Raw genomic sequence first — 18,778 nt, 5'->3', positions numbered from 1 at the left:
CCACGACGCCGCACGATTCGCGGTGTGCTGTGTCGCGTGTCGCGAGACGGGAGAGCCCATGGCGCAGGCGGTCGACCCGGCCGAGGTGGCCGCGGTGGTGCGCTCGGTCGTCCGCGCGGGCTACACCGGACGGGCCCCCGAGCAGGCCGTCCGCGTGCTGCTCGCGCTCCCCGGCGTGCTGTCCGCGATGGTCCGGGAGGACGGGCCGCCGTGGCGCGGTGACGTCGTGGTGCCGCTGGAGCGCGGCGGCGCGGTGGTCGTGCAGGCCGAACCGGTCACCGAGCGCCTGCGGATCATCGCCGACGCGGTGGCCGCCGCGCTCGACGGGGTGGGACCGCCCGCGCGGGAGGTCGCGCTGCGCGACGCCATCGTGTCCCAGATGCCCTCGATGGTGGCGCTGTTCGACGCGGACGGGTACTTGCGCTGGAGCAACACCAGGAAGTGGATGGACGGCACGGCCCTGGTGTACGGCGAGCACGTCGCCGACACCGCCGCCGAGGGCGTCCACCCCGACGACCGGAAGACCGTGCTGGACGCCATCCTCGGGCTGCACGTCGCCGACCCCGGAGGCAGCGCCCGCGTGCAGGCGCGGGTGCGCGGGGCCGAGGGCGACTGGATCTTCGTGGACGTGATCGTGCTCGACCGGATCGACGACCCGGTCATCGGCGGGCTGGTCACCTTCTCCCGCGACATGACCGACCTGCACGACGCGCAGTACCACGGCCGGGTGACGAGCGCCCGGCTGTACATGCTGATCGACGCGCTGCGGGTGGGCGTGATCCTGCAGGACAACGACCGCAAGGTGCTCACCGTCAACACGACCGTGCTCGAACTGCTCGACCTGGAGGGCGAGCCGCGCGAGCTGATCGGGATGACCGGCCGCGAGATGGGCCCGCGCCGCCGCAGGCCGCCCGAGGACTACGAGCACCTGGACCGGTTGGCGATGCGCTGCGTCACCGCGACCGAGCCGGTTCACGCCACCGCCGTGCCACTGGGCCCCGATCGGGTGCTGGAGGTGGACTTCCTCCAGGTGCGCGGGGAGAACGAGCTGTTCGGGCAGCTGTGGGTGCTGCGCGACGTGACCGACCAGGTGTCGCTGCGCCGGGCGCTGGAGACGCGCAACGCCGAGCTGTCCCGGCTGTCCGCGCTCAAGACCGAGTTCATCTCGACCATCTCGCACGAGCTGCGCACCCCGCTCACCGCGCTGACCTCGCTCACCCCGCTGCTGGTCGCCGACTGGCGGGACGGCGAGCGGCAGGTGGCGGAGGCGGTGGAGCGGAACGTGAACCGGATGGCCGGGCTGGTGGAGACGCTGCTGCTGCTCGCGAAGGTCGAGTCGCACAGCGAGGAGCTGGAGATCGCGTCGGTCGACCTGGACCGGTTGGTGCGGGACGGGGCGCACGCGGTGGAGGCGGCGGCCGAGGCCAGGGAGGTGCGGGTGCAGGTCGACACGCCGGTGCTGCCGACCCAGGCGCGCGGCGACGGCGAGCTGCTCTCGTGCATGACGTACCACGCGGTGGCGGCGGCCGTGGCGACCTCGCCGCCGTCGGCGTCGGTGCGGGTGACGTCGACGGTCGGCGGTCACGGCGAGTGGTCGATGGAGGTCACCGACGAGGTGCCGCTCGGTGGTGCGGGCGGCAGGCTCTTCACCACCCTGCCGCGCGAGGCGGCGGGCGCCGACCAGCACGCCGGGTCGGCGCTGGGGTTGGCGCTGGTCAGGGCGATCGCGGAGCGCCACGGCGGTGCGGTGTTCCTGACCCCGTCGGCGGAGGGCGGGACGACGGTGCGCATCGAGCTGCCCCTGGACGTGCGGGTCCCGGAAGGTCGCAAGCCCACCGAAGGGTGAAACACCACGTTCAGGGGTACCAGCCCGTACGTGTGGGGAGACCAGACTCTGTCGACGTCCACCGTGCGGGTGGACGACTCGGTGGTGGTGCTGCGCGTGCGCGGCGGTGTGGACGTGGCCACGGCGCCCGTCCTGCGCGCGGCCCTGGAGGGCGCGCGGGCGGACGTGGTCGTGGTGGACCTGACGGGCGTGGACTTCTTCACGTCCTGGGGCATCGAACCCCTGGTCCAGGCCCACGACCGCCTGCTGGACCGGGCCGGGGCGCTGCACTTGGTGGTGACCAGGCAGATCCGGCGGGTGCTCAGCTCGGTGGGGCTGCACCACGTGCTGCAGATGCACGGGAGCGCGGAGGCGGCGCTCGCGGCGGTGGGGGAGGCGGATGAGTGGGGGTAGGGCCGGGTGGACGTGTGGTGGATGGGTGGTGGCCGGGCGGGTGCGGGGGCGGGTAGCGCGGGATAAGCGGTGGCGAAGCGGGTTGCGGTGGCGAAGCGGGTTGCGGTGAGACGAGCGGTAGTGGGGCGGGCGCGGGTGACGCGGGCCTGGGCGGGTGCTCGCGAGGGGCGGCCAGCCCTGGAGAGCGCTCCCACCGGAACACTCTCGAACATCCGCAGTGCCCCCAAGCGCGCTCACCGCCGCACCGCAGAGTTGAAAGCGCTTTCCGTCGGATTCCTCGATCGACCACCCTGCTCAACGACCACCCTGCTCAACGACCATGCTGCTCAACGACCACCCTGCTCAACGACCACCCTGCTCAACGAGCACCCCGCTCAACGACCATGCTGAGACCCTCTCCCAGGGCCTCGGCCGTCCGAGGTTCTTGCCCGAACGTGCCGCAGGCAACCGCGCTTCCGTCCGGCAGGCAACCGCGCTGCCACCAGGCAGTTATCCGCGCTTCCACCTGGTAGGCACTGTGCCGCTCACCCGGCAGGTAACCGTGCTCCTGCCCGGCTGGCAACTGCGCCGCCCGCCCAGCAGGTAATCGCCACCCCGCCCGGCAGTTAGCCGTGCACCCACCCGGCAGGCAACTGCGCCGCCATCCCGCAGGTAACCGCCCTCCTACCCCGCAGCCAACCTCGCGCCATCACCCCGGCCCCGGCCAAATCCCCACCTCCCCACCCCCGGCCCGAACGCGCCGCGGCGGGCCGGGGAATCCCCGACCCGCCGCGGCCCCGGTCAGCCCGGTCGACTCTCAGCCCGGTCGTCTTTCAGTCCGGTCGCCTCTCAGCCCCTCACCGCGCCGAGTGCAGCTCCGCCACCTCGGCCCCGGTCAGCGCCTTCCCGAACGCCTGGACCTGATCCACCTTCCCCTTCCAGAAGTCCACGTTCCCGCCCGCGTACTTCGCCCGCCCGATCGACAGCGGCCCCGTGCTCAGGTGTGGCTCGCCCGCCGCCGTCGTGCCCGCGAGCGCGCCGTCCACGTACAGCCGGAACTCGGCCCTCGCCGCGTCGTGCACGCCCACCAGGTGGTACCACCGCCCCGCCTCCGGCGTCACCGGCGCGGAGACCGCGCGGTGGCCGCCGGGACCGCTGAACGCGAAGCCGCCCTGGCCGTACTGGAGGTAGAACGGGTTCTCGCGCCTGCGGCCGTCCTGGCTCACCGCCGTCACCCAGTTGCCGGGCACTCCGTCGAGGGTCACCCAGGCGGAGATGGTGTAGTCGGACCTGGTGTCCACCACGGGACCGGCCGTCTGCGCGTACTGGTTCGACCCGCTGAACGACAGCGCGCTGCCGCGCAGGCCCTCGGTCCAGCCCGCCCCGGTCACGGTCACGTCGCTGCGACCGCCGGAACCGTCCCGACCCACCGCGCCCCGGCCCTCGTCCAGCGACCACGAGCCCTTGCCGGGGTACCGGTACGTCCCGGCCGCAGCCCCCGCCTCGACCACCCGGCGGTTGATCTCGCGCACCGGCCCCGGATCGACCTTGATCTCCTTCCGGTCGTACGTCCACAACCCGTTCAGCTCGGTCTCCAGGTCCGTGACCTGCGTGTACACCGACCCGGACAGCTCAGCCCCGGCCGCCTGGAGGTAGTGCTGCTCGGTGTTCGACACGTACTTCGCGGTCAGCTCAGCCTTGCTCGCCACCCCGCTGTAGATCGCCGTCGGGGCGCCCGGCCACTGGTGGCCCGGCGTGCGCAGCGTGAACCCGCCGTGCTCGCCGTCCATCGCCGCCCGCGTCGCGTCCGGCCACGGCGGGGAGTCGTTGTTGTAGTCGTGGTGGTCGATGACGTCGCCCTTGCCGGAGTCGCCCTTCGACGCGCAGCAGTTCACGCCGCTGTGCGCGTTGACCACCCGCGACGGGTCGGACGCCTGCACACGCTCGGTGATGCGACCGGTCTCCTCCCGGTCCCACTCACCCCACCCCTCGTTGAACACGATCCAGCCGATCACCGAGGGCGACGACCGGAACTGATCCACGATCGCCGCGCCCTGCTGCTGGAACGCCGCGCGACCGGCCTCGGTGTTGAACGTGCCGGACACGAAGTCCTGCCACACCAGCAGCCCCAGCCGGTCCGCGTGGTAGAACCACCGCGCGGGCTCCACCTTGATGTGCTTGCGCACCGCGTTGAACCCGAGGTCCTTCTGCGCCTTCAGGTCGAACTCCAGCGCCGCGTCGGTGGGCGCGGTGTTCAACCCGTCCGGCCAGAACCCCTGGTCGAGCTGCGCCAGCGAGAACACCGGCTTTCCGTTGAGCACCAGCTTCGGGAACCCGTTCACCTGCGCGATCCCGATCGAGCGCATCCCGAAGTAGCTGGACACCACGTCCCTGCTGCGCCCGTCCTCCAGCACGACCTCCAGGTCGTACAGGTACGGGTCGTCCGGGCTCCACAGCCGCGCCTTCGGCACCGGCACGGTCAGCGCCGAGTTCGCCGCCCCCGTCGCGCTGCCGACCTTCCGGCCGCCCTTCTCCTTCGCCGTCACGGTCACCCGACCGGACGACGACGCCGAGCGGACCGTCACCGAAACGGTGCCCGCCGTGATGTCCGGCGTGCTCACCACGTCGTCGATCGCCCTGTCCGGCACCGGCTCCAGCCACACCGTCTGCCAGATCCCGGACGACGCGGTGTAGAAGATCCCGCTCGGGTTGGGCGTCTGCTTGCCGACCGGCTGCTCGGCGCCGGTGGTGTCGGTGACCGCCACGACCAGCTCGTGCTGCCGCCGCCCGCCGAGCGCGTCGGTGATGTCCGCCGTGAACGCCGTGTAACCGCCCTCGTGCTCGGTCACCTTGACGCCGTTCACCCACACGGTGGCCCGGTAGTCGACTGCGCCGAAGTTCAGCTTCAACCGCTGCCCCCGGCCCACGTTCCAGTCCTGCGGCACGGTGAACGTGCGCCGGTAGAACATGTGGTCCTCGTGCCGCTCGATCCCGGACAGCAGCGACTCGACCGGGTAAGGCACGGTGATCTTCTCGGCGAGCGCCTTCCCGAACACCGGCTGCTCACCGGCGGCGGCGCCCGCGAACTCCCACTGCCCGTTCAGGTTCGACCACTTCCGCCGCTCCTGCTGCGGGCGCGGGTACTCCGGCAGCGGCTGGTTCTTGTTGACCTTGTTCGTCCACGGCGTGGTCAACCGCTGCACCGAGTCGTTGATCCCGCTGCGGTACAGCTTCGGCACCTGCTGCCCGCCGACCGCCAGCCCGCCCGCGCCGTCGTAGCGCAGCCGGATCTTCTGGCCCTTGAGCACGGCCTCGCCGAGCGTGATGACCAGCTTGTCGTCGTCCTTGCGGTTCACCGACGCGATCGGGAACGGCACGGTGTCGACCTCGACGGCGACGTGCTCGCGGAACTGCCCCAGCGAGGTGATCCTGCCGTCGAACTCGGCCAGCACCGACTTGCCGTTGGCGGGGGTGCTCAGCGCCAGCGGGTAGACCTCGAAGTCGGCGGGCGGGGTGAACGCGCTCTCCGGGACGACGGACTTGGCCACCCCCGGAGTCGACCACCGCAGGAACATGTTCGCACCACCGGTGTCCTGGAACAGCTCCAGGCGGAACTCGTGCGCCACGCCCGCCTCCAGCCGGACCGGGGCGCTGCGCTGCTCGACGTCCCAGTCGCCGACCCAGTGGTCGATCACCGGTCGACCGTCGAGGAACAGCCGGAACCCGTTGTCGCCGATGGCGTGGAACGTGTAGTCGGCGGTGGTCGGCGCGGTGAGCTGCCCGGTCCAGCGGGCGGTGGTGTGCTCGCCCTTGCCGGTCAGCGCCTGGAAGGTCGGGACGAGGTTGCCGAACTCGACGTTCGGGTCGAGCGCGGACCCGCCGAGGACGGCGAAGTCGCGCGCGCCCGGCGCGGACATGGCGAAGTACTCCCCCTTGAGCCCGTGCACGGCGGGCGCCGCCGAGGCGACCGCGGCGAGGGGCAGGGGGAGTGCGGAGGCGGTGATGAGGGCCAAGAGCAGGGTGAGTAGCCGTGTGACGGAGCGGAACATGGCGGTTCTCCTCGGTCCTGGCTGTGAGAGCGCTCACAAGCCAGGACTGATCTACGCACGCCGGTAACCAGAAGACAACAAAAGTTTTCAACAACCGAACCAAGAGCGCACAAAAGCAGGGGGGCTTACCCGCTGTTGGGTGGAATAAGTTTGGTCTTGTTGGAGTCTCAAGTGTTTCGTGATGACTTCGGGGTGCCGGTGGGGGAGCGGGGCCCGGCGCCGTGCGCGACGGGCTCCGGCGGCCGGCTCCGGCAACCAGCCCTGACGGACGGCCCCGATCTCGGCGATCGGCTCTGGCGACTGGCTCCGGTGACCGGGCCCAGCCTCGGCGGCCGGCTCCGGCAACCGGCTCTGGTCTCAGTGAGCGGCTCCGGTAACCGGCCGCGCACCGCACACCCCCTCGCCCGCCTCACCCCTCCGGCTCTGCCTCCGGCGAATCCACCGCCAACTTCCGCGCCGACACCCCCACCGCCGCCAGGCACACCGCCGTCAACCCCAGCACCCCGGCCGCCCCCAGTCCACCCGCCAGCAACCCCACCGCGCCGGGAATCACCACCTGCCCCGCCCTGTTCCCGGTGAGCCGCAGCGACATCGCCCGCCCGCGCAACCCCGGCGGCGCCGACTCGGCCAGCCACGACATCGTCACCGGCTGCCCCACGCCCAGCCCCAGCCCGGCCACCACCACCGCCACCGCCAGCGCCCACAGCGGCAGCGGCGCGACCACCGCCGCCATCCCCGCCGCCGCCAGCGCCACGCTGCCCAGCAGCAGCCTCCTGCGCCCCCACCAGCCCGACATCCGCCCCAGGAACAGCCGCGAGGTCATCGACGCCGCCGCCCGCAGGCCGAGCAGCAGCCCGACCGCGCCCGCGTCCAACCCCCGCTCGGTGCCCAGCGCGGGCAGGTACACCAGCGAGATGTCCACCGCCGCCAGCACCACGCAGCTGGTGATCAGCGCCCGCAGCAGCCCCGGCAGCCTCAGCAGCCCGCCCAGCCCGGTCGGCCCCTCGTCGCCCTTCGCGGGCGCCCGCACCCCGGTGCGCGGCAGGAACAGCGAGCTGACCAGCAGCACCCCGGCCAGCGCCGTCGCCCCGGTGAACACCGCCGCCGTGTCCGGGATCGCCCGCGCCCCGCCCAGCAGCGGGATCAGCGGCGGCCCCACCAGCTGCCCCAGGGACGCCGCGAACGTGTAGTAGCCGAACGCCGAGTCGAACCGCCCCGACGTCGAGCTGTTCGCCACCAGCGACTGCTGCCCGATCACCGCGCACAGGTGCCCCGTGCCCAGCACCGCCGTCGCCGCCAGCAACCCCGGCGCGCTGTCGCCCAGCAGCAGGAACGCCCCGCCCGCCGCCACCAGCAGCGCCGCGCCCGACACCAGCAGCCACCGCTCGCCCACCCGGTCCGCCCAGTGCCCCAGCGGCAGCGCCAGCGCCAGCGGCACCACCGCGAACCCGGCGGACAGCAGACCCAGCCACGCGGGCGGCACGTCCAGCTCCAGCGCCCGGTAGGCCATGGTCGGGCGCAGCATGAACGTGACCACCTGCGTCAGCGCCGAGTGCGCGAACAGCGCGACCAGCGCGGTGCGCCCCATCAGCGGTCACCGCCCAGCAGCCGCAGCGCCGCCCGCGCGCCCAGGCTGGTGTCCACGTGCCCGCGCATCAGCGCGGTCGCCCCGGCCGCGTCGCCCTCGACCACCAGGTCGACCAGCGCCGCGTGCTCGGCCGCCCGGCGCGCCAGCTCCTCGGCGTCCCGCCCCTCCCGCAGCGCGAGCGCCCGGTACCGGTCGGACTTGTCCCACAGCGCGTCCAGCGACGCCACCAGCACCTCGTTCTGCGACGCCCGGTAGATCGCGGCGTGGAACCTGCGGTGCGTGGCCAGGTCGTCGGTCGACGCGCCCCGGCCGAGCGGGCGCAGCGCGTCGTGCGCGCGCCTGATCTCGGCGACGTCGGCCCTGGTGCGCCGCTCGGCCGCCAGCCCCGCCGCGAGCGGGTCGAGCGCCCTGCGCACCTCCAGCAGGTCGCGCGCCTCCTCGCCGCTCAGCGGGGCGACCCGCGCGTCCCGGTGCGCGCCCAGCTCCACCAGGCCCTCGGCGCTCAGCCGCTTCAGCGCCTCGCGCAGCGGGGTCGTGCTGATGCCCAGCTCGACCGCGAGCGCCGCCTGGTTCACCGCCGCGCCCGGCGCGAGCGCGCCCGACAGGACCCGTGCGCGCACCTGCGCGTAAGCGAGCTCGCTCTTGGTCACGGGCACTGGCGCGGGGTTGGTCATCGCAGTCCTTATAACCTCAGTGGGAACATCGCCGCAGCAAGACAGCTTTCATGTGGCTTCCTCGGGTTCAGGTTATAACCTCGCCACCCCGCCCCGGACGGCCGATTCCAGCGCGCGGGAAAACTGTGACCGGGGTCACCGGTACGCAACGGTCTCGCCACGTCGCGCATCGCCTGGTTTGGGACCTCGCCACCCGGCGGAACCCAGGGAACGGCGATCAGAGGAGGAGCAGGATGTCGTTGCGCACGATCGTGGTGACCGGCGCCTGCCTCGTCGCGGCCTTCGCGGCGGGGTGCGGTTCGGGGGGATCGGACCAGGGCGGCGGCCAGGTGCCGAGCATCGAGGTCGTCCCCTCCGACGGCACGTCCGGCACGTCCGGCCAGGCGCCCACCGGCTCGCAGCCACCCCCGGCGACCACCACCCCCGAGCCCGCGACCCCGCCGCCCGCGAGCGGCCCCGCCCAGTGCCAGACCGCCCAGCTCAAGATCGAGTTCGGTCAGGGCAACGCGGACATGCAGGGCGCGCACATGCCCCTGCGCTTCACCAACACCGGCCAGGCGGCCTGCACCCTGCAGGGCGCGCCCGGCGTGTCCTACGTGACCGGCGACAACGGCGAGCAGGTCGGCGAGCCCGCCACCCGCGACGTCAACGGCCCGCTGGTCACCCTCAACCCCGGCGAGACCGCCTCTGCGGGCGTCTTCCTGTCCAGCGCGCCGCAGAAGACCCCCGACTGCCAGCAGGTCCCCGTGCGCGGGCTGCGGATCTACCCGCCCGGCAACACCGCCGCGGCCTTCGTGCCCGACGACACCTACGCCTGCGCGCCGCCGCTCAACGGCCCGTTCCTGCGCGTCGGCCCGGTGAAGCCGGGACCGGACAACACCGACGCGTGACACGTTCCCGACCGCCGCGCTCACCACGGGTGAGCGCGGCGGTGCGCTGTTCACTGGATCAAGTGACGTCATTCCACGGTGTGGCGACAATTCCGGTGTGCTTGGAATAGCTGGGGAATGTTCCTGCTCGTGAACATCACCACGAAGAGGATCGCAGCCGCCACCTCGCTGGCCGCCGCCTCCCTGCTCGCCGCCGTCGTCCCCGCCGCCGCCGACCCGGTGGACGTCACCGGGCTCACCTGCGACGGTCAGACCTACGAGTGCGTCGCGAACCTGGACTTCGGCGACGGCGGCTGGACCGCCTCCTGGGGCGCGGGCGTCATGCACGTCGACGACCTCGTCCAGCAGCGCTCCCCGGTCGGTGTCACCAAGGTGACCTGCGACGGCGACACCTGGACGTGCACGGCGAACCTGGACTTCGGCGACGGCGGCTGGACCGCCGAGTGGGGCGCCTGGGTCGCCCACGAGGGCAAGGAGGACGAGGACGCGCGCGAGGCCCCCGTCGACGTGGCCGAGCTGACCTGCGACGGCGACAGCTACAAGTGCGTCGCGAAGCTCGACTTCGGCGACGGCAAGTGGGTCGCCGAGTGGTCGGTGCGCGTCCAGCACTCCTGATCCCCGTCCCGACGACCGCAGGGGTCCGTCCTCGCCGAGGGCGGGCCCCTGCCCCGTTTCCGGAACCGGGAAAACCCGCAACTGTGAATACCGGGGACGCGCGCGAAGAATTGCGGGACCGTTACCCGCGTGTTCACGTCGGATGTCCCGCGCGGCTCCCGTTCCCGTGAAACCCGCCATTTCCCCGGCACGCCCGCTTGACCCGGCGGCGGGCGTTCTCCGAGGCTGTGGCGATGTCGACGACCCGACCCCGACAACCGATCACCCCCGCACCGCCCGACGGCGGAACCGGCGCGCCCGGCGAATCGGGGGATTCGCGCGCGCCGGAAACGGGTAGGGATCAGAACCAGACCGCCGCCGCCGCACGCCGGGAGCAACCATGACCACAGGCGCAGAGGACCGGACGCCGCCGGTCGACGTCGAGACCGATTCGGTGGACGGCGTCGTCGTGGTCAAGGTCGACGGCGAGGTGGACATGGCGGGCCACGACCTCATCGCGGGCGCGTTCGGCGCGGCCATCGCCCGCAAGTCCTCCGGCGTCGTGCTCGACCTGCGCGGCGTGACGTTCTTCGGCTCGATGGGCGTGGACACGATCATCGGCGCGATCAAGGCCTCCGAGCGCTCCGGCGTGGCGCTCGCGCTGGCCACCGAGCAGCGGGTCGTGCTGCGCGCGCTGCGGATGACCGACCTGGAGGCCAAGGTCGCGGTGTTCCCCACCCTGTTCGAGGCGATGGCCTCCGTCGCGGCCAGGAGGTAGCCGGGACGTGGAGCTGGACGACCTGCTGCCCGTCGCGCTCGACCTGCTGGCCATCCCCTCCACCGCCGACCGGCCGGACGAGCTGCACCGCGCGCTGGAGCTCGTCCTGGACTTCGTCGGTCCGGGCTTCCACGTCGAGCGGTTCAGCTCCGGCGGCAAGCCCAGCGCGCTCGTGTCCACCGCCCCCGGCTCCCGCGACTTCCGCGTCCTGCTCAACGCACACCTGGACGTGGTCCCCGGCGCGCCCGAGCAGTTCCGGCCCCGCCGGGTCGGCGACCGGCTGCACGCGCGCGGCGCCCAGGACATGAAGCTGTCCGCGCTCGTGCTGGCCTCGGTGTTCCGCGACCTCGCCCCCGAGCTGCCGTACCCGCTGGGGTTGCAGCTGGTCACCGACGAGGAGGTGGGCGGGCGCGACGGCACCCGGCACCAGCTCGACGCGGGCGTGCGGGCCGGGTTCGCGGTCATCGGCGAGCACAGCGGGCTGCGGGTGGTGACCGAGTCCAAGGGCATCGCGGGCGTGCGGCTGATCGCGCGCGGGCGGTCCGCGCACGGGGCGTACCCGTGGCTGGGGGACAACGCGCTGCTGCGGGTGCTCGACGCGGTGCGCGCGGTGCTGGCCGAGCACCCGGTGCCCACCGCCGAGCGGTGGTGCACGACGGTCAACGTGGCCCGCGTGGACACGCCGGGCACCGCGCTCAACCAGGTGCCCGACGAGGCGGTGGCACACCTGGACGTGCGGTTCCCCGCGCAGGAGGCGGACGCGGTGTCCCGGTTGCAGCTGCTGTGCCCGGACGTCGAGGTCGTCGTCGACCACGTCGAGCCCCCGCACCGGGTCGAACCCGACGACCCGCACGTGCTGGCGCTGCGCGAGGCCGCGCTGAGCCAGGGGTACGCGGGGGAGCTGCTGCGCAAGCACGGGGCGGCTGACGCGCGGTTCTTCCACCGGCGCGGGGTGGGCGCGGTGATCTTCGGCATCGGCGGTGACGGGCAGCACGGCCCCGACGAGCACGCCGACCTGACCACGGTCGTGCCGTACCGGCGGGCGCTGGAGGCGTTCCTGCGGTCGCCGCGGTGAGGCCCCGTCCCCGCTGCGGGTGGTTTCGGACGTCCCGACCGCAACAGCACGGTCACGGCAACTCGGGTCCGGTTTCGCTCCTCGCCTCCGGAGGTACCACGTCTGTGTCCGAGAGAGGAGACGGAACACCGTGACTGCTGCAGAAGCGCCCCCAGAGGAAGCCCAGGTCGATCTCGCCCTGCGCTCGGTCCTCCCGCTGGCCACGCTGCGCCGCAGGCTGGCCACCGCGCTCGCGGACGTCGGCGACGAGCGCCTGGACGACGTGCTGCTCGTGGGCAACGAGCTGGTCAGCAACGCCTACCGGCACGGCGGTTCCCCGCGCCCCGTCCGCCTGGAGCGCCACGGCGACCGGGTGCGCATCGAGGTCGACGACGCGAGCCCGCACCGGCTGCCCGTCCTGTCCCCGCCCGGCACGTCGACCACGAAGTCCGGCTTCGGTCTCGTCGTGGTGGCCCGGCTGTCCGAGCAGTGGGGCGTCGACCAGTACAACGACCACAAGACGGTCTGGGCCGAGCTGGCCACGGCCTGACCCCAGCCCCGATCGGCGCGCGGCCCGGACCCCTTCGGTCCGGGCCGCTGCCGTGCGCGCGACACGCCCACGACACGCCCGGTTTGTGCCCCTGTGCCTGATGTCACCTGTGAGGTGGACAGCTGTTCGGGTGGCTGTGACCCCGGTCGCTGCTGCGTTCGGCGGCACGTCCCGGCGCGCACCGACGCGGTTCCGGTACCCGACCGGCCCGGTTCGCCCCGCACAGGGGTTCACAGACGGTGTGCGCCGTGTTTACAGTGGGTTTTGGGAGCGCTCCCAGTCAGTGTTCGCATCCTCAACGAGGAGGACAGCGTGGCGCTCATACCCGCCCCTGCCGGGACGCGGCTGGCCCGCAAGACCCTGATCGCGCTCACCGGGGCCTTCGTGCTCATGGTGAGCCTGCTCTCCGGGGTCGCCGGCGCGCACGGCTCCACCACCGACCCGCCCTCGCGCAACTACGGCTGCTGGCAGCGCTGGGGCAGCGACTTCCAGAACCCGACCATGGCCCAGCGCGACCCCATGTGCTGGCAGGCCTGGCAGCGCGACACCAACGCCATGTGGAACTGGAACGGCCTCTACCGCGAAGGCGTCGCGGGCAACCACCAGGCCGCCATCCCGGACGGCCAGCTGTGCAGCGCGGGCCGCACCGAGAACGGCCGGTACGCGGCGATGGACGTGCCCGGCGCGTGGACGGCCGCGACCAAGCCCAGGCAGTTCACCCTCACGGTGACCGACCAGGCCAAGCACGGGGCCGACTACCTGCGCGTCTACGTGACGAAGCAGGGCTTCAACCCGCTCACCACCTCACCGAGGTGGGCGGACCTGGAGCAGGTCGCCTCCACCGGGAGGTACGCGCCCGCCGGGACGTACCAGGTGGCCGTCAACGCCGGTTCGCGCACCGGGCGGCACATCGTCTACGTGATCTGGCAGGCCAGCCACTCGGACCAGTCGTACTACTTCTGCAACGACGTGATCTTCCAGTGAGACCGGGCACCCGGTGGGGGAGGACCCTCGCCAGGTGAAGAACGGCTGAACACGAGGTGACGTCCAGTCCCCCGCCGGTAACCCTGGCGGGGGACTTCTCCGCGCGCCTGGAACGTGATCCGCGCCGCATTGTCAACGATGTCATGGTTTCTGGCGGTCGAGGCAGGTCAACCCGCTGGGGAGCCGATGCGCCGTCCAGCCCTCCCGGATGGTCCAGTTCGGTGCACCGTCCGGGTGATATCTGCATAATGTCCGTTTCAACGGTGTTTTCTCTTCTTCGGACTGAGCGGAGGCATTGGGTGCTGGAGATCAGCGCGCTCACTTGGGCGGTCACCATCGGGTTGGTGGTGGCCCTGCTCGCGGTGGACCTCATCCTGGCAGCCGCGCGACCGCACCGCGTCCGGTTCGCCGAGGCGACGGCGTGGTCGGTGTTCTACATCGCGGTCGCGATCGCCTTCGGCGCGTGGTTCGCCTGGGCCTACGGCGGCGACGCGGGGGCGCAGTACTTCGCGGGCTACATCGTGGAGAAGAGCCTGTCGGTCGACAACCTCTTCGTCTTCGTGATCATCATGTCGACGTTCGCGGTCCCCGAGGAGCACCAGCACAAGGTGCTCACGTTCGGGATCGTGCTCGCGCTGATCATGCGGGGCATCTTCATCGCCCTCGGCGCGACCTTGCTGTCGCTGTTCTCGTTCATGTTCCTGCTGTTCGGCCTGCTGCTCATCTACACGGGCGTCCAGCTCTACCGGCACCGCGACGAGGACCCCGACGTCGAGAACAACATCGCGGTCAAGACCGTCCGCCGGATGCTGCCGATGACCAACGAGTACGTGGGCGGCAAGCTCACCACCAAGGTCGACGGCAAGCGCCTGGCCACGCCGCTGCTGGTGGTGCTGTTCGCGATCGGCAGCATCGACCTGCTGTTCGCGCTCGACTCGATCCCGGCGGTGTTCGGCGTGACCGACGAGGCGTTCATCGTCTTCGCCGCGAACGCGTTCGCGCTGCTCGGCCTGCGGGCGCTGTTCTTCCTGGTCAAGGGCCTGCTGGACCGCCTGGTCTACCTGTCCTCCGGCCTGGCGATCATCCTGTGCTTCATCGGCCTGAAGCTGATCCTGCACTGGGCGCACGTGGACATCGACCCGAGCGTCCCGGAGATCCCGACGCCGATCAGCCTCGTGGTCATCATCGGCATCCTGGTGATCGTGACCGTGGCGAGCCTGATCAAGACCCGCAACGACCCGGACGCGAAGGCCTCGCCGGGCTCGCTCAAGGCGACGGCGGGCTCGGGCAAGGACGACGAGTGACCGGAGCGGCCTGAGCCGGACCGGGAACAGGCCCCGTCCGCCCTCCAGGGGGTGGGCGGGGCCTGTTCGCGTCCGCGTGGCCCCCGGCCGGGTGCCTTCGGCAAGACCACCCGCGTGCCGCATTGCCCGCGACCGCCGTCGCGCCGTTGAATGCGACCGCCCCGGCTCAGGGGCGACCGCCGACGTGAGGGGCGCCGCCGATGTCCTCCCAGCTCGCGCTCGACCCGGCCAGGACCGCCGTGGTGCTGATCGAGTACCAGAACGACTTCACCAGCCGGGGCGGCGTGCTGCACGACGCCGTCGCGCCCGTCATGGGCGACACCGGGATGCTGCCCAAGACCGTCGAGCTGGTCGCCGCCGCCCGCGCGGCAGGCGCGGTGGTCATGCACACGCCCATCGCGTTCGCCGAGGGCTACCACGAGATCACCGCCACCCCGTACGGCATCCTCAAGGGCGTCGTGGACGGCAAGGCGTTCGTGCGGGGGAGCTGGGGCGCGGCGATCGTCGACGACCTCGCGCCGCGGGCCGGTGACATCGTCGTGGAGGGCAAGCGCGGGCTGGACGCGTTCGCCAGCACGAACCTGGACTTCATGCTCCGCAGCAAGGGCGTGACCGACGTCGTGCTCGGCGGGTTCCTGACGAACTGCTGCGTCGAGTCGACCATGCGCACCGCCTACGAGAACGGCTACCGGGTGCACACGGTCACCGACTGCGTCGCCGCCACCTCGCGCGCCGAGCACGAGAACGCGATCCGCTTCGACTACCCCATGTTCTCGATCCCCGTGGTCGCCACCGACGTCATCGGCGCCTGGGGGTAGTGGTCGGGCCGCTCGCGGGAGCGGTGGAACGCGCGGTTCGCGGCGAGGGCTCATCCCGTTTCCGGCTCGTTTGCGCGGTGCTAGCTTTTCCCCGTCATCAGCGGAAGGGCGAGGAGGCTCGCGTGACACCCGTGCAGCCGGACGCCCGGTTCGCCGCCTACCTGAGAATGCTCAAGGAGCGGAGCGGGCGCGGATTCGACCGGTTGGGCAAACAGGCCGGGGTCAGCGGTTCCAGCCTGCACCGGTACTGCTCCGGGGCCAGCGTGCCCGCCGATTACCGGATCGTGCACAGCTTCGCCAAGGTGTGCGGGGCCACCGGCGAGGAGCAGCGCGAGCTGCACCGGTTGTGGGCGCTGGCCGACCTGGTCAGGAGCAGCCGGGGGGACTCGGCGGACGGTGCGGGCGGTTTTCCCGAGCCTGCGTTGCGCGAGTCCGAAGGGAAATCGTCCGGCGCGTTCGCGGAAAGCGCGGAAGGTGTTGTCGGGGAACCTGAGGATCGGTCATCCGACGGCGTTCCGGAAATCAGCGGAGCTGAAACTGCGGGAACCGCCGGGGGAACGTCCGCGAGTTCGGCGGGAAAAGCGTCGGAAACCGGTGGGGAACCGCGCGCGACCGGGGTTCCGCGCGGTGCGGGCGAGGCCGTGGTGGCGCCCGGCTACCCGGAGGTCATCAGCCTCACCGGAGCGGAGCCCCGCGCGCGGCGGCGCCGGGCGCCCCGCTGGGTGCTGGCGCCCGCCGCGCTGGCCGTCGTGGCGCTGCTGGCGCTGGCGGTGGTGCTGTGGCCGCGCGAGCGACCGGTGGACGCGGACGACCGGTTGCTGTTCTCCCCGGCGTGCGACGCGGTCGTCATGGGCCAGCACGACGACTGCGTGCGCGAGCTGCAGCGGCTGCTCGTGCGGGCTCGGGCGCGGATGTCCGTGGACGGCTCGTTCGGCCCGGAGACGCTGCGGCGGCTCACCGCGTTCCAGGTGCTCGCCGGGGTGGAGCCCAGGGGAGTGGTCGACGCGGGGACCAAGGACGCGCTCTACGCGGGGCGGGTCGACATGTCCACGTGGACCCCGGAGCGGGTCGAGCGGCGGGTGCGCGAGGTGTTCGCGGAGGCGCCCGACGCGGCCGTGGCGATCGCCCGCTGCACCTCGTTCCTCGACCCGCTGTGGGTGCTGCCGAACACCAACGGCAGCCGGAACTGGGGGGTCTTCCAGATCTCGGACGGGCGGCTGCGCGAGCTGGGCGGGACCCCGCTGGTGGCGTTCGACCCGGAGTGGAACATCCAGGCCGCGTACCGGCTGTACGCGGCGCGCGGCGACTTCGGCGACTGGCGGGCCTGCCAGGCGGCGTTGCAGTAGCGGCGCTGGTTCCGGGGGCCGGATTCCCGGCTGGACGGCTGGGCGGCTGGGGCGGAGGCGCGCCGCCCGTCGCCGGTGCTCGGCTCAGCGGCCGTCGTGCGCCTGGGCCGACCCCTGCCAGGTCCGGTCGGCGGGTCTTCCGCTGGTGCTCATGGGGTGTTCCTCCCGATCTTCGCCTGCGCTGACCGGCACACCTTCGCACGGCTGCCGGGGAGGTGGCGGTGACCGGAGGCGGTGCGGGACGCTGGGACGTTCCCGGCCCGCTGAGCTGGGAGAACACCGCGCTGGTGGGACGCGAGCGGGACGCGGCGGCACGATCGGCGGCTCCCGGCGGGTGAAGATCCACGAAGGGGTACCCACTCCCGATCGGGTCAAACCGGGGGCGAGGACCCGACTTCGGCCGTCACCCGCCGTGGCGCCGGTTCGGCGGTCGGGTCGATCGGCCGCGCCGACGGGTGGCGCCACGCGCTCGCGCGCGGTTTTGCGGACCCCCCGACCCCGGACGTCCCTAACTTCCCCGGTGGCGCCGGGTGACCTCCCGGCCCGGACCAACCTGGAGGAAATGTGCTGCCCCGACTCGTCAGAGCGCTGCTCAGGGCCACCGCTGCCGCCGCCGCGGCGACCCTGCTCGCCACCCTCCCCGTCGCACCCGCGCAGGCCCAGATCACCCACCCGGTCCCGACCGACCTGACGGGCGCGGCGTTCACCGCGACCGCCCCGGAGACCTCCGGCCTGCTCGGCGCGGGCGTGGTGCTCGACGGCGACGCCCCGAGCCGGGAAGGGGGAGCCGCGCCCGGTCTCGACCACGGCGGAGGCGCCCCCCGCGACCACCACGACGGGAGCACCCGCGCGTACCGGCCGCTCTGACCCGCCCCCGTTCCCGCAGCGCCCGCGTCTCGCGAGACGCGGGCCGCTGAGGCGAGGTGATCCGCAGGGGCGGGTGGCTCGGGTCGCGCGGCTCACGGGGCGGGCGGTTCGGGCGACGTGCCCCTTGGGGCGAGTCGCTCAGGTGCGGCGCCCCGCGAGGTCGGGCCGCTCAGGCGACGTGCCGCGCCGTGGGCCGCAGCGGTCGGGGGCCGCGTCCGCCGCCCGCGTGGCCGCCGCGCTCGCCGGGCTCGTCGTCCGACCGGCCGCGCGCGTCGTCGTCCGCGCCCGCGCGCCCGCCGGGCGGGGCCGAGTCGCGGTGGGCCCGGTCGACCAGGTGCAGCAGCACCAGCCCGGCCACCACGGGCAGGTGGGTCGCCACCCGTTCGACGGTCGCCACGCCGGTGGCCAGGTCGTAGGCCGAGAACGCCGCCAGCACCGCGACGAACCCACCCAGCGCGGGCAGCAGCGCCCCCACCCGAGCCTCCCGCAGCGCCGCGACGAGCAGCCCGACGCCGAGCGCCAGGTTCCACGCCGCGCTCTCCGTGAACAGGTGCCCCGACCCGGCGTGCCCGTCCACCCCGCCACCGCCACCACTGCCGAGCAGCTGCGCTAGCCCCAGCCACACCTGCACCAGCGCCACCCCGGCCAGCCCGGTCCGCTGCCACACCGCGACCCGGCGCGGCGGCACGTCCGCGAGCACCGCGCCGACCAGGTCCGGCGACGCCTCGGCGGGCCGGACCCGCAACGCCCTGGTCAGCGCCTGCGCCCGCGCCTGCCACCGGGCGCAGTCCGCGCACCCGGCCAGGTGCGCGTCCACCTCGGCGGCGGGCACGTGCTCGACTTCCCCGTCCATCCGGGCCGACAGGGCTTCACGGCAGGTTTCGCACACCACCCCCACATCGTCCCCGCCCGAAGCCGTCCTGCCCACCCACCCCCACCGAGAACACACCCCGCACCCGGCCGCACCACACCCCGCACCCGGCCGCCCCCGCACCACCACCCGCCCGACCGCGCTTCCCCCGAGCGCCCCCACGCGGACCTACCCACCCGGCCGACCCCCGCCG

The 18,778-nt window shown here is 72.8% G+C and carries 16 protein-coding genes; 12 read left to right on the top strand and 4 right to left on the bottom strand.

Features of this window, described 5'->3' with window-relative positions; all coding sequences use genetic code 11:
- Window positions 1-58 precede the first annotated feature (58 nt).
- Together LV78_RS02545 and LV78_RS02540 are read left to right on the top strand one after the other, a co-directional pair.
- Complete coding sequence (locus LV78_RS02545) at window positions 59-1,846, top strand: sensor histidine kinase (RefSeq protein WP_253843010.1); 1,788 nt, start codon at window positions 59-61, stop codon at window positions 1,844-1,846.
- A gap of 30 nt (window positions 1,847-1,876) precedes the next feature.
- Window positions 1,877-2,239, top strand: coding sequence for an STAS domain-containing protein (locus LV78_RS02540; protein ID WP_308208661.1), 363 nt, complete (start codon window positions 1,877-1,879; stop codon window positions 2,237-2,239).
- Window positions 2,240-3,075: 836 nt separating this feature from the next.
- Here LV78_RS02540 and LV78_RS02530 read toward each other — a convergent pair.
- The 3 genes from LV78_RS02530 to LV78_RS02520 all read right to left on the bottom strand — a co-directional run bounded on the left by LV78_RS02530 (window position 3,076) and on the right by LV78_RS02520 (window position 8,529).
- On the bottom strand, window positions 3,076-6,267 hold the full coding sequence (locus LV78_RS02530) for a LamG-like jellyroll fold domain-containing protein (RefSeq protein WP_253843009.1): 3,192 nt from the start codon (window positions 6,265-6,267) through the stop codon (window positions 3,076-3,078).
- A 409-nt stretch (window positions 6,268-6,676) separates the two neighbouring features.
- Window positions 6,677-7,855 carry an MFS transporter gene (locus tag LV78_RS02525; protein WP_253843007.1) on the bottom strand — a complete coding sequence of 393 codons (1,179 nt, stop codon included), beginning with the start codon at window positions 7,853-7,855 and terminating at the stop codon, window positions 6,677-6,679.
- Window positions 7,855-8,529: a GntR family transcriptional regulator gene (locus tag LV78_RS02520; RefSeq protein ID WP_253843006.1), complete on the bottom strand. Its 675-nt coding sequence runs from the start codon at window positions 8,527-8,529 to the stop codon at window positions 7,855-7,857. Before LV78_RS02520 ends, LV78_RS02525 begins: the two co-directional genes overlap by 1 nt.
- 233 nt (window positions 8,530-8,762) lie before the next feature.
- Between LV78_RS02520 and LV78_RS02515 the strand changes: the two genes are divergently transcribed.
- From LV78_RS02515 to LV78_RS02470, 10 genes are all read left to right on the top strand, one after another.
- Complete coding sequence (locus tag LV78_RS02515) at window positions 8,763-9,419, top strand: DUF4232 domain-containing protein (protein ID WP_253843004.1); 657 nt, start codon at window positions 8,763-8,765, stop codon at window positions 9,417-9,419.
- Window positions 9,420-9,536: 117 nt separating this feature from the next.
- On the top strand, window positions 9,537-10,034 hold the full coding sequence (locus LV78_RS02510) for a hypothetical protein (protein WP_253843003.1): 498 nt from the start codon (window positions 9,537-9,539) through the stop codon (window positions 10,032-10,034).
- Between the two features lie 379 nt (window positions 10,035-10,413).
- On the top strand, window positions 10,414-10,791 hold the full coding sequence (locus LV78_RS02505) for an STAS domain-containing protein (protein ID WP_253843001.1): 378 nt from the start codon (window positions 10,414-10,416) through the stop codon (window positions 10,789-10,791).
- 7 nt (window positions 10,792-10,798) lie between these two features.
- A complete protein-coding gene (locus LV78_RS02500) occupies window positions 10,799-11,866 on the top strand; it encodes a M20 family metallopeptidase (protein WP_253843000.1) in 1,068 nt (355 codons plus the stop codon).
- Between the two features lie 130 nt (window positions 11,867-11,996).
- Entirely contained in the window at window positions 11,997-12,395 is a 399-nt protein-coding gene (locus LV78_RS02495) for an ATP-binding protein (protein ID WP_015801303.1), read from the top strand.
- 312 nt (window positions 12,396-12,707) lie between these two features.
- The gene (locus LV78_RS02490) at window positions 12,708-13,379 is read left to right on the top strand and encodes a lytic polysaccharide monooxygenase auxiliary activity family 9 protein (protein WP_253842999.1); all 672 of its coding nucleotides are present in this window, start codon (window positions 12,708-12,710) and stop codon (window positions 13,377-13,379) included.
- A gap of 299 nt (window positions 13,380-13,678) precedes the next feature.
- Complete coding sequence (locus tag LV78_RS02485; RefSeq protein ID WP_253842997.1) at window positions 13,679-14,683, top strand: TerC/Alx family metal homeostasis membrane protein; 1,005 nt, start codon at window positions 13,679-13,681, stop codon at window positions 14,681-14,683.
- 200 nt (window positions 14,684-14,883) lie between these two features.
- A complete protein-coding gene (locus LV78_RS02480; protein ID WP_253842995.1) occupies window positions 14,884-15,501 on the top strand; it encodes a cysteine hydrolase family protein in 618 nt (205 codons plus the stop codon).
- A 122-nt stretch (window positions 15,502-15,623) separates the two neighbouring features.
- Window positions 15,624-16,847, top strand: coding sequence for a helix-turn-helix domain-containing protein (locus tag LV78_RS02475; RefSeq protein WP_253842993.1), 1,224 nt, complete (start codon window positions 15,624-15,626; stop codon window positions 16,845-16,847).
- Window positions 16,848-17,411: 564 nt separating this feature from the next.
- Complete coding sequence (locus LV78_RS02470; RefSeq protein WP_253842992.1) at window positions 17,412-17,714, top strand: hypothetical protein; 303 nt, start codon at window positions 17,412-17,414, stop codon at window positions 17,712-17,714.
- Window positions 17,715-17,883: 169 nt separating this feature from the next.
- Here the strand turns inward: LV78_RS02470 and LV78_RS02465 are convergent, their stop codons facing one another.
- On the bottom strand, window positions 17,884-18,603 hold the full coding sequence (locus tag LV78_RS02465; RefSeq protein WP_308208667.1) for a zf-HC2 domain-containing protein: 720 nt from the start codon (window positions 18,601-18,603) through the stop codon (window positions 17,884-17,886).
- Between the last annotated feature and the right edge of the window lie 175 nt (window positions 18,604-18,778).

The sequence above is a fragment of the Actinosynnema pretiosum genome, assembly GCF_024171695.1.
In the GTDB taxonomy this organism is placed as follows: Bacteria; Actinomycetota; Actinomycetes; order Mycobacteriales; family Pseudonocardiaceae; genus Actinosynnema; species Actinosynnema pretiosum.
The sequence above is the reverse complement of the archived record's forward strand: the minus strand, read 5'-3'. Positions and strand labels throughout refer to the sequence as shown.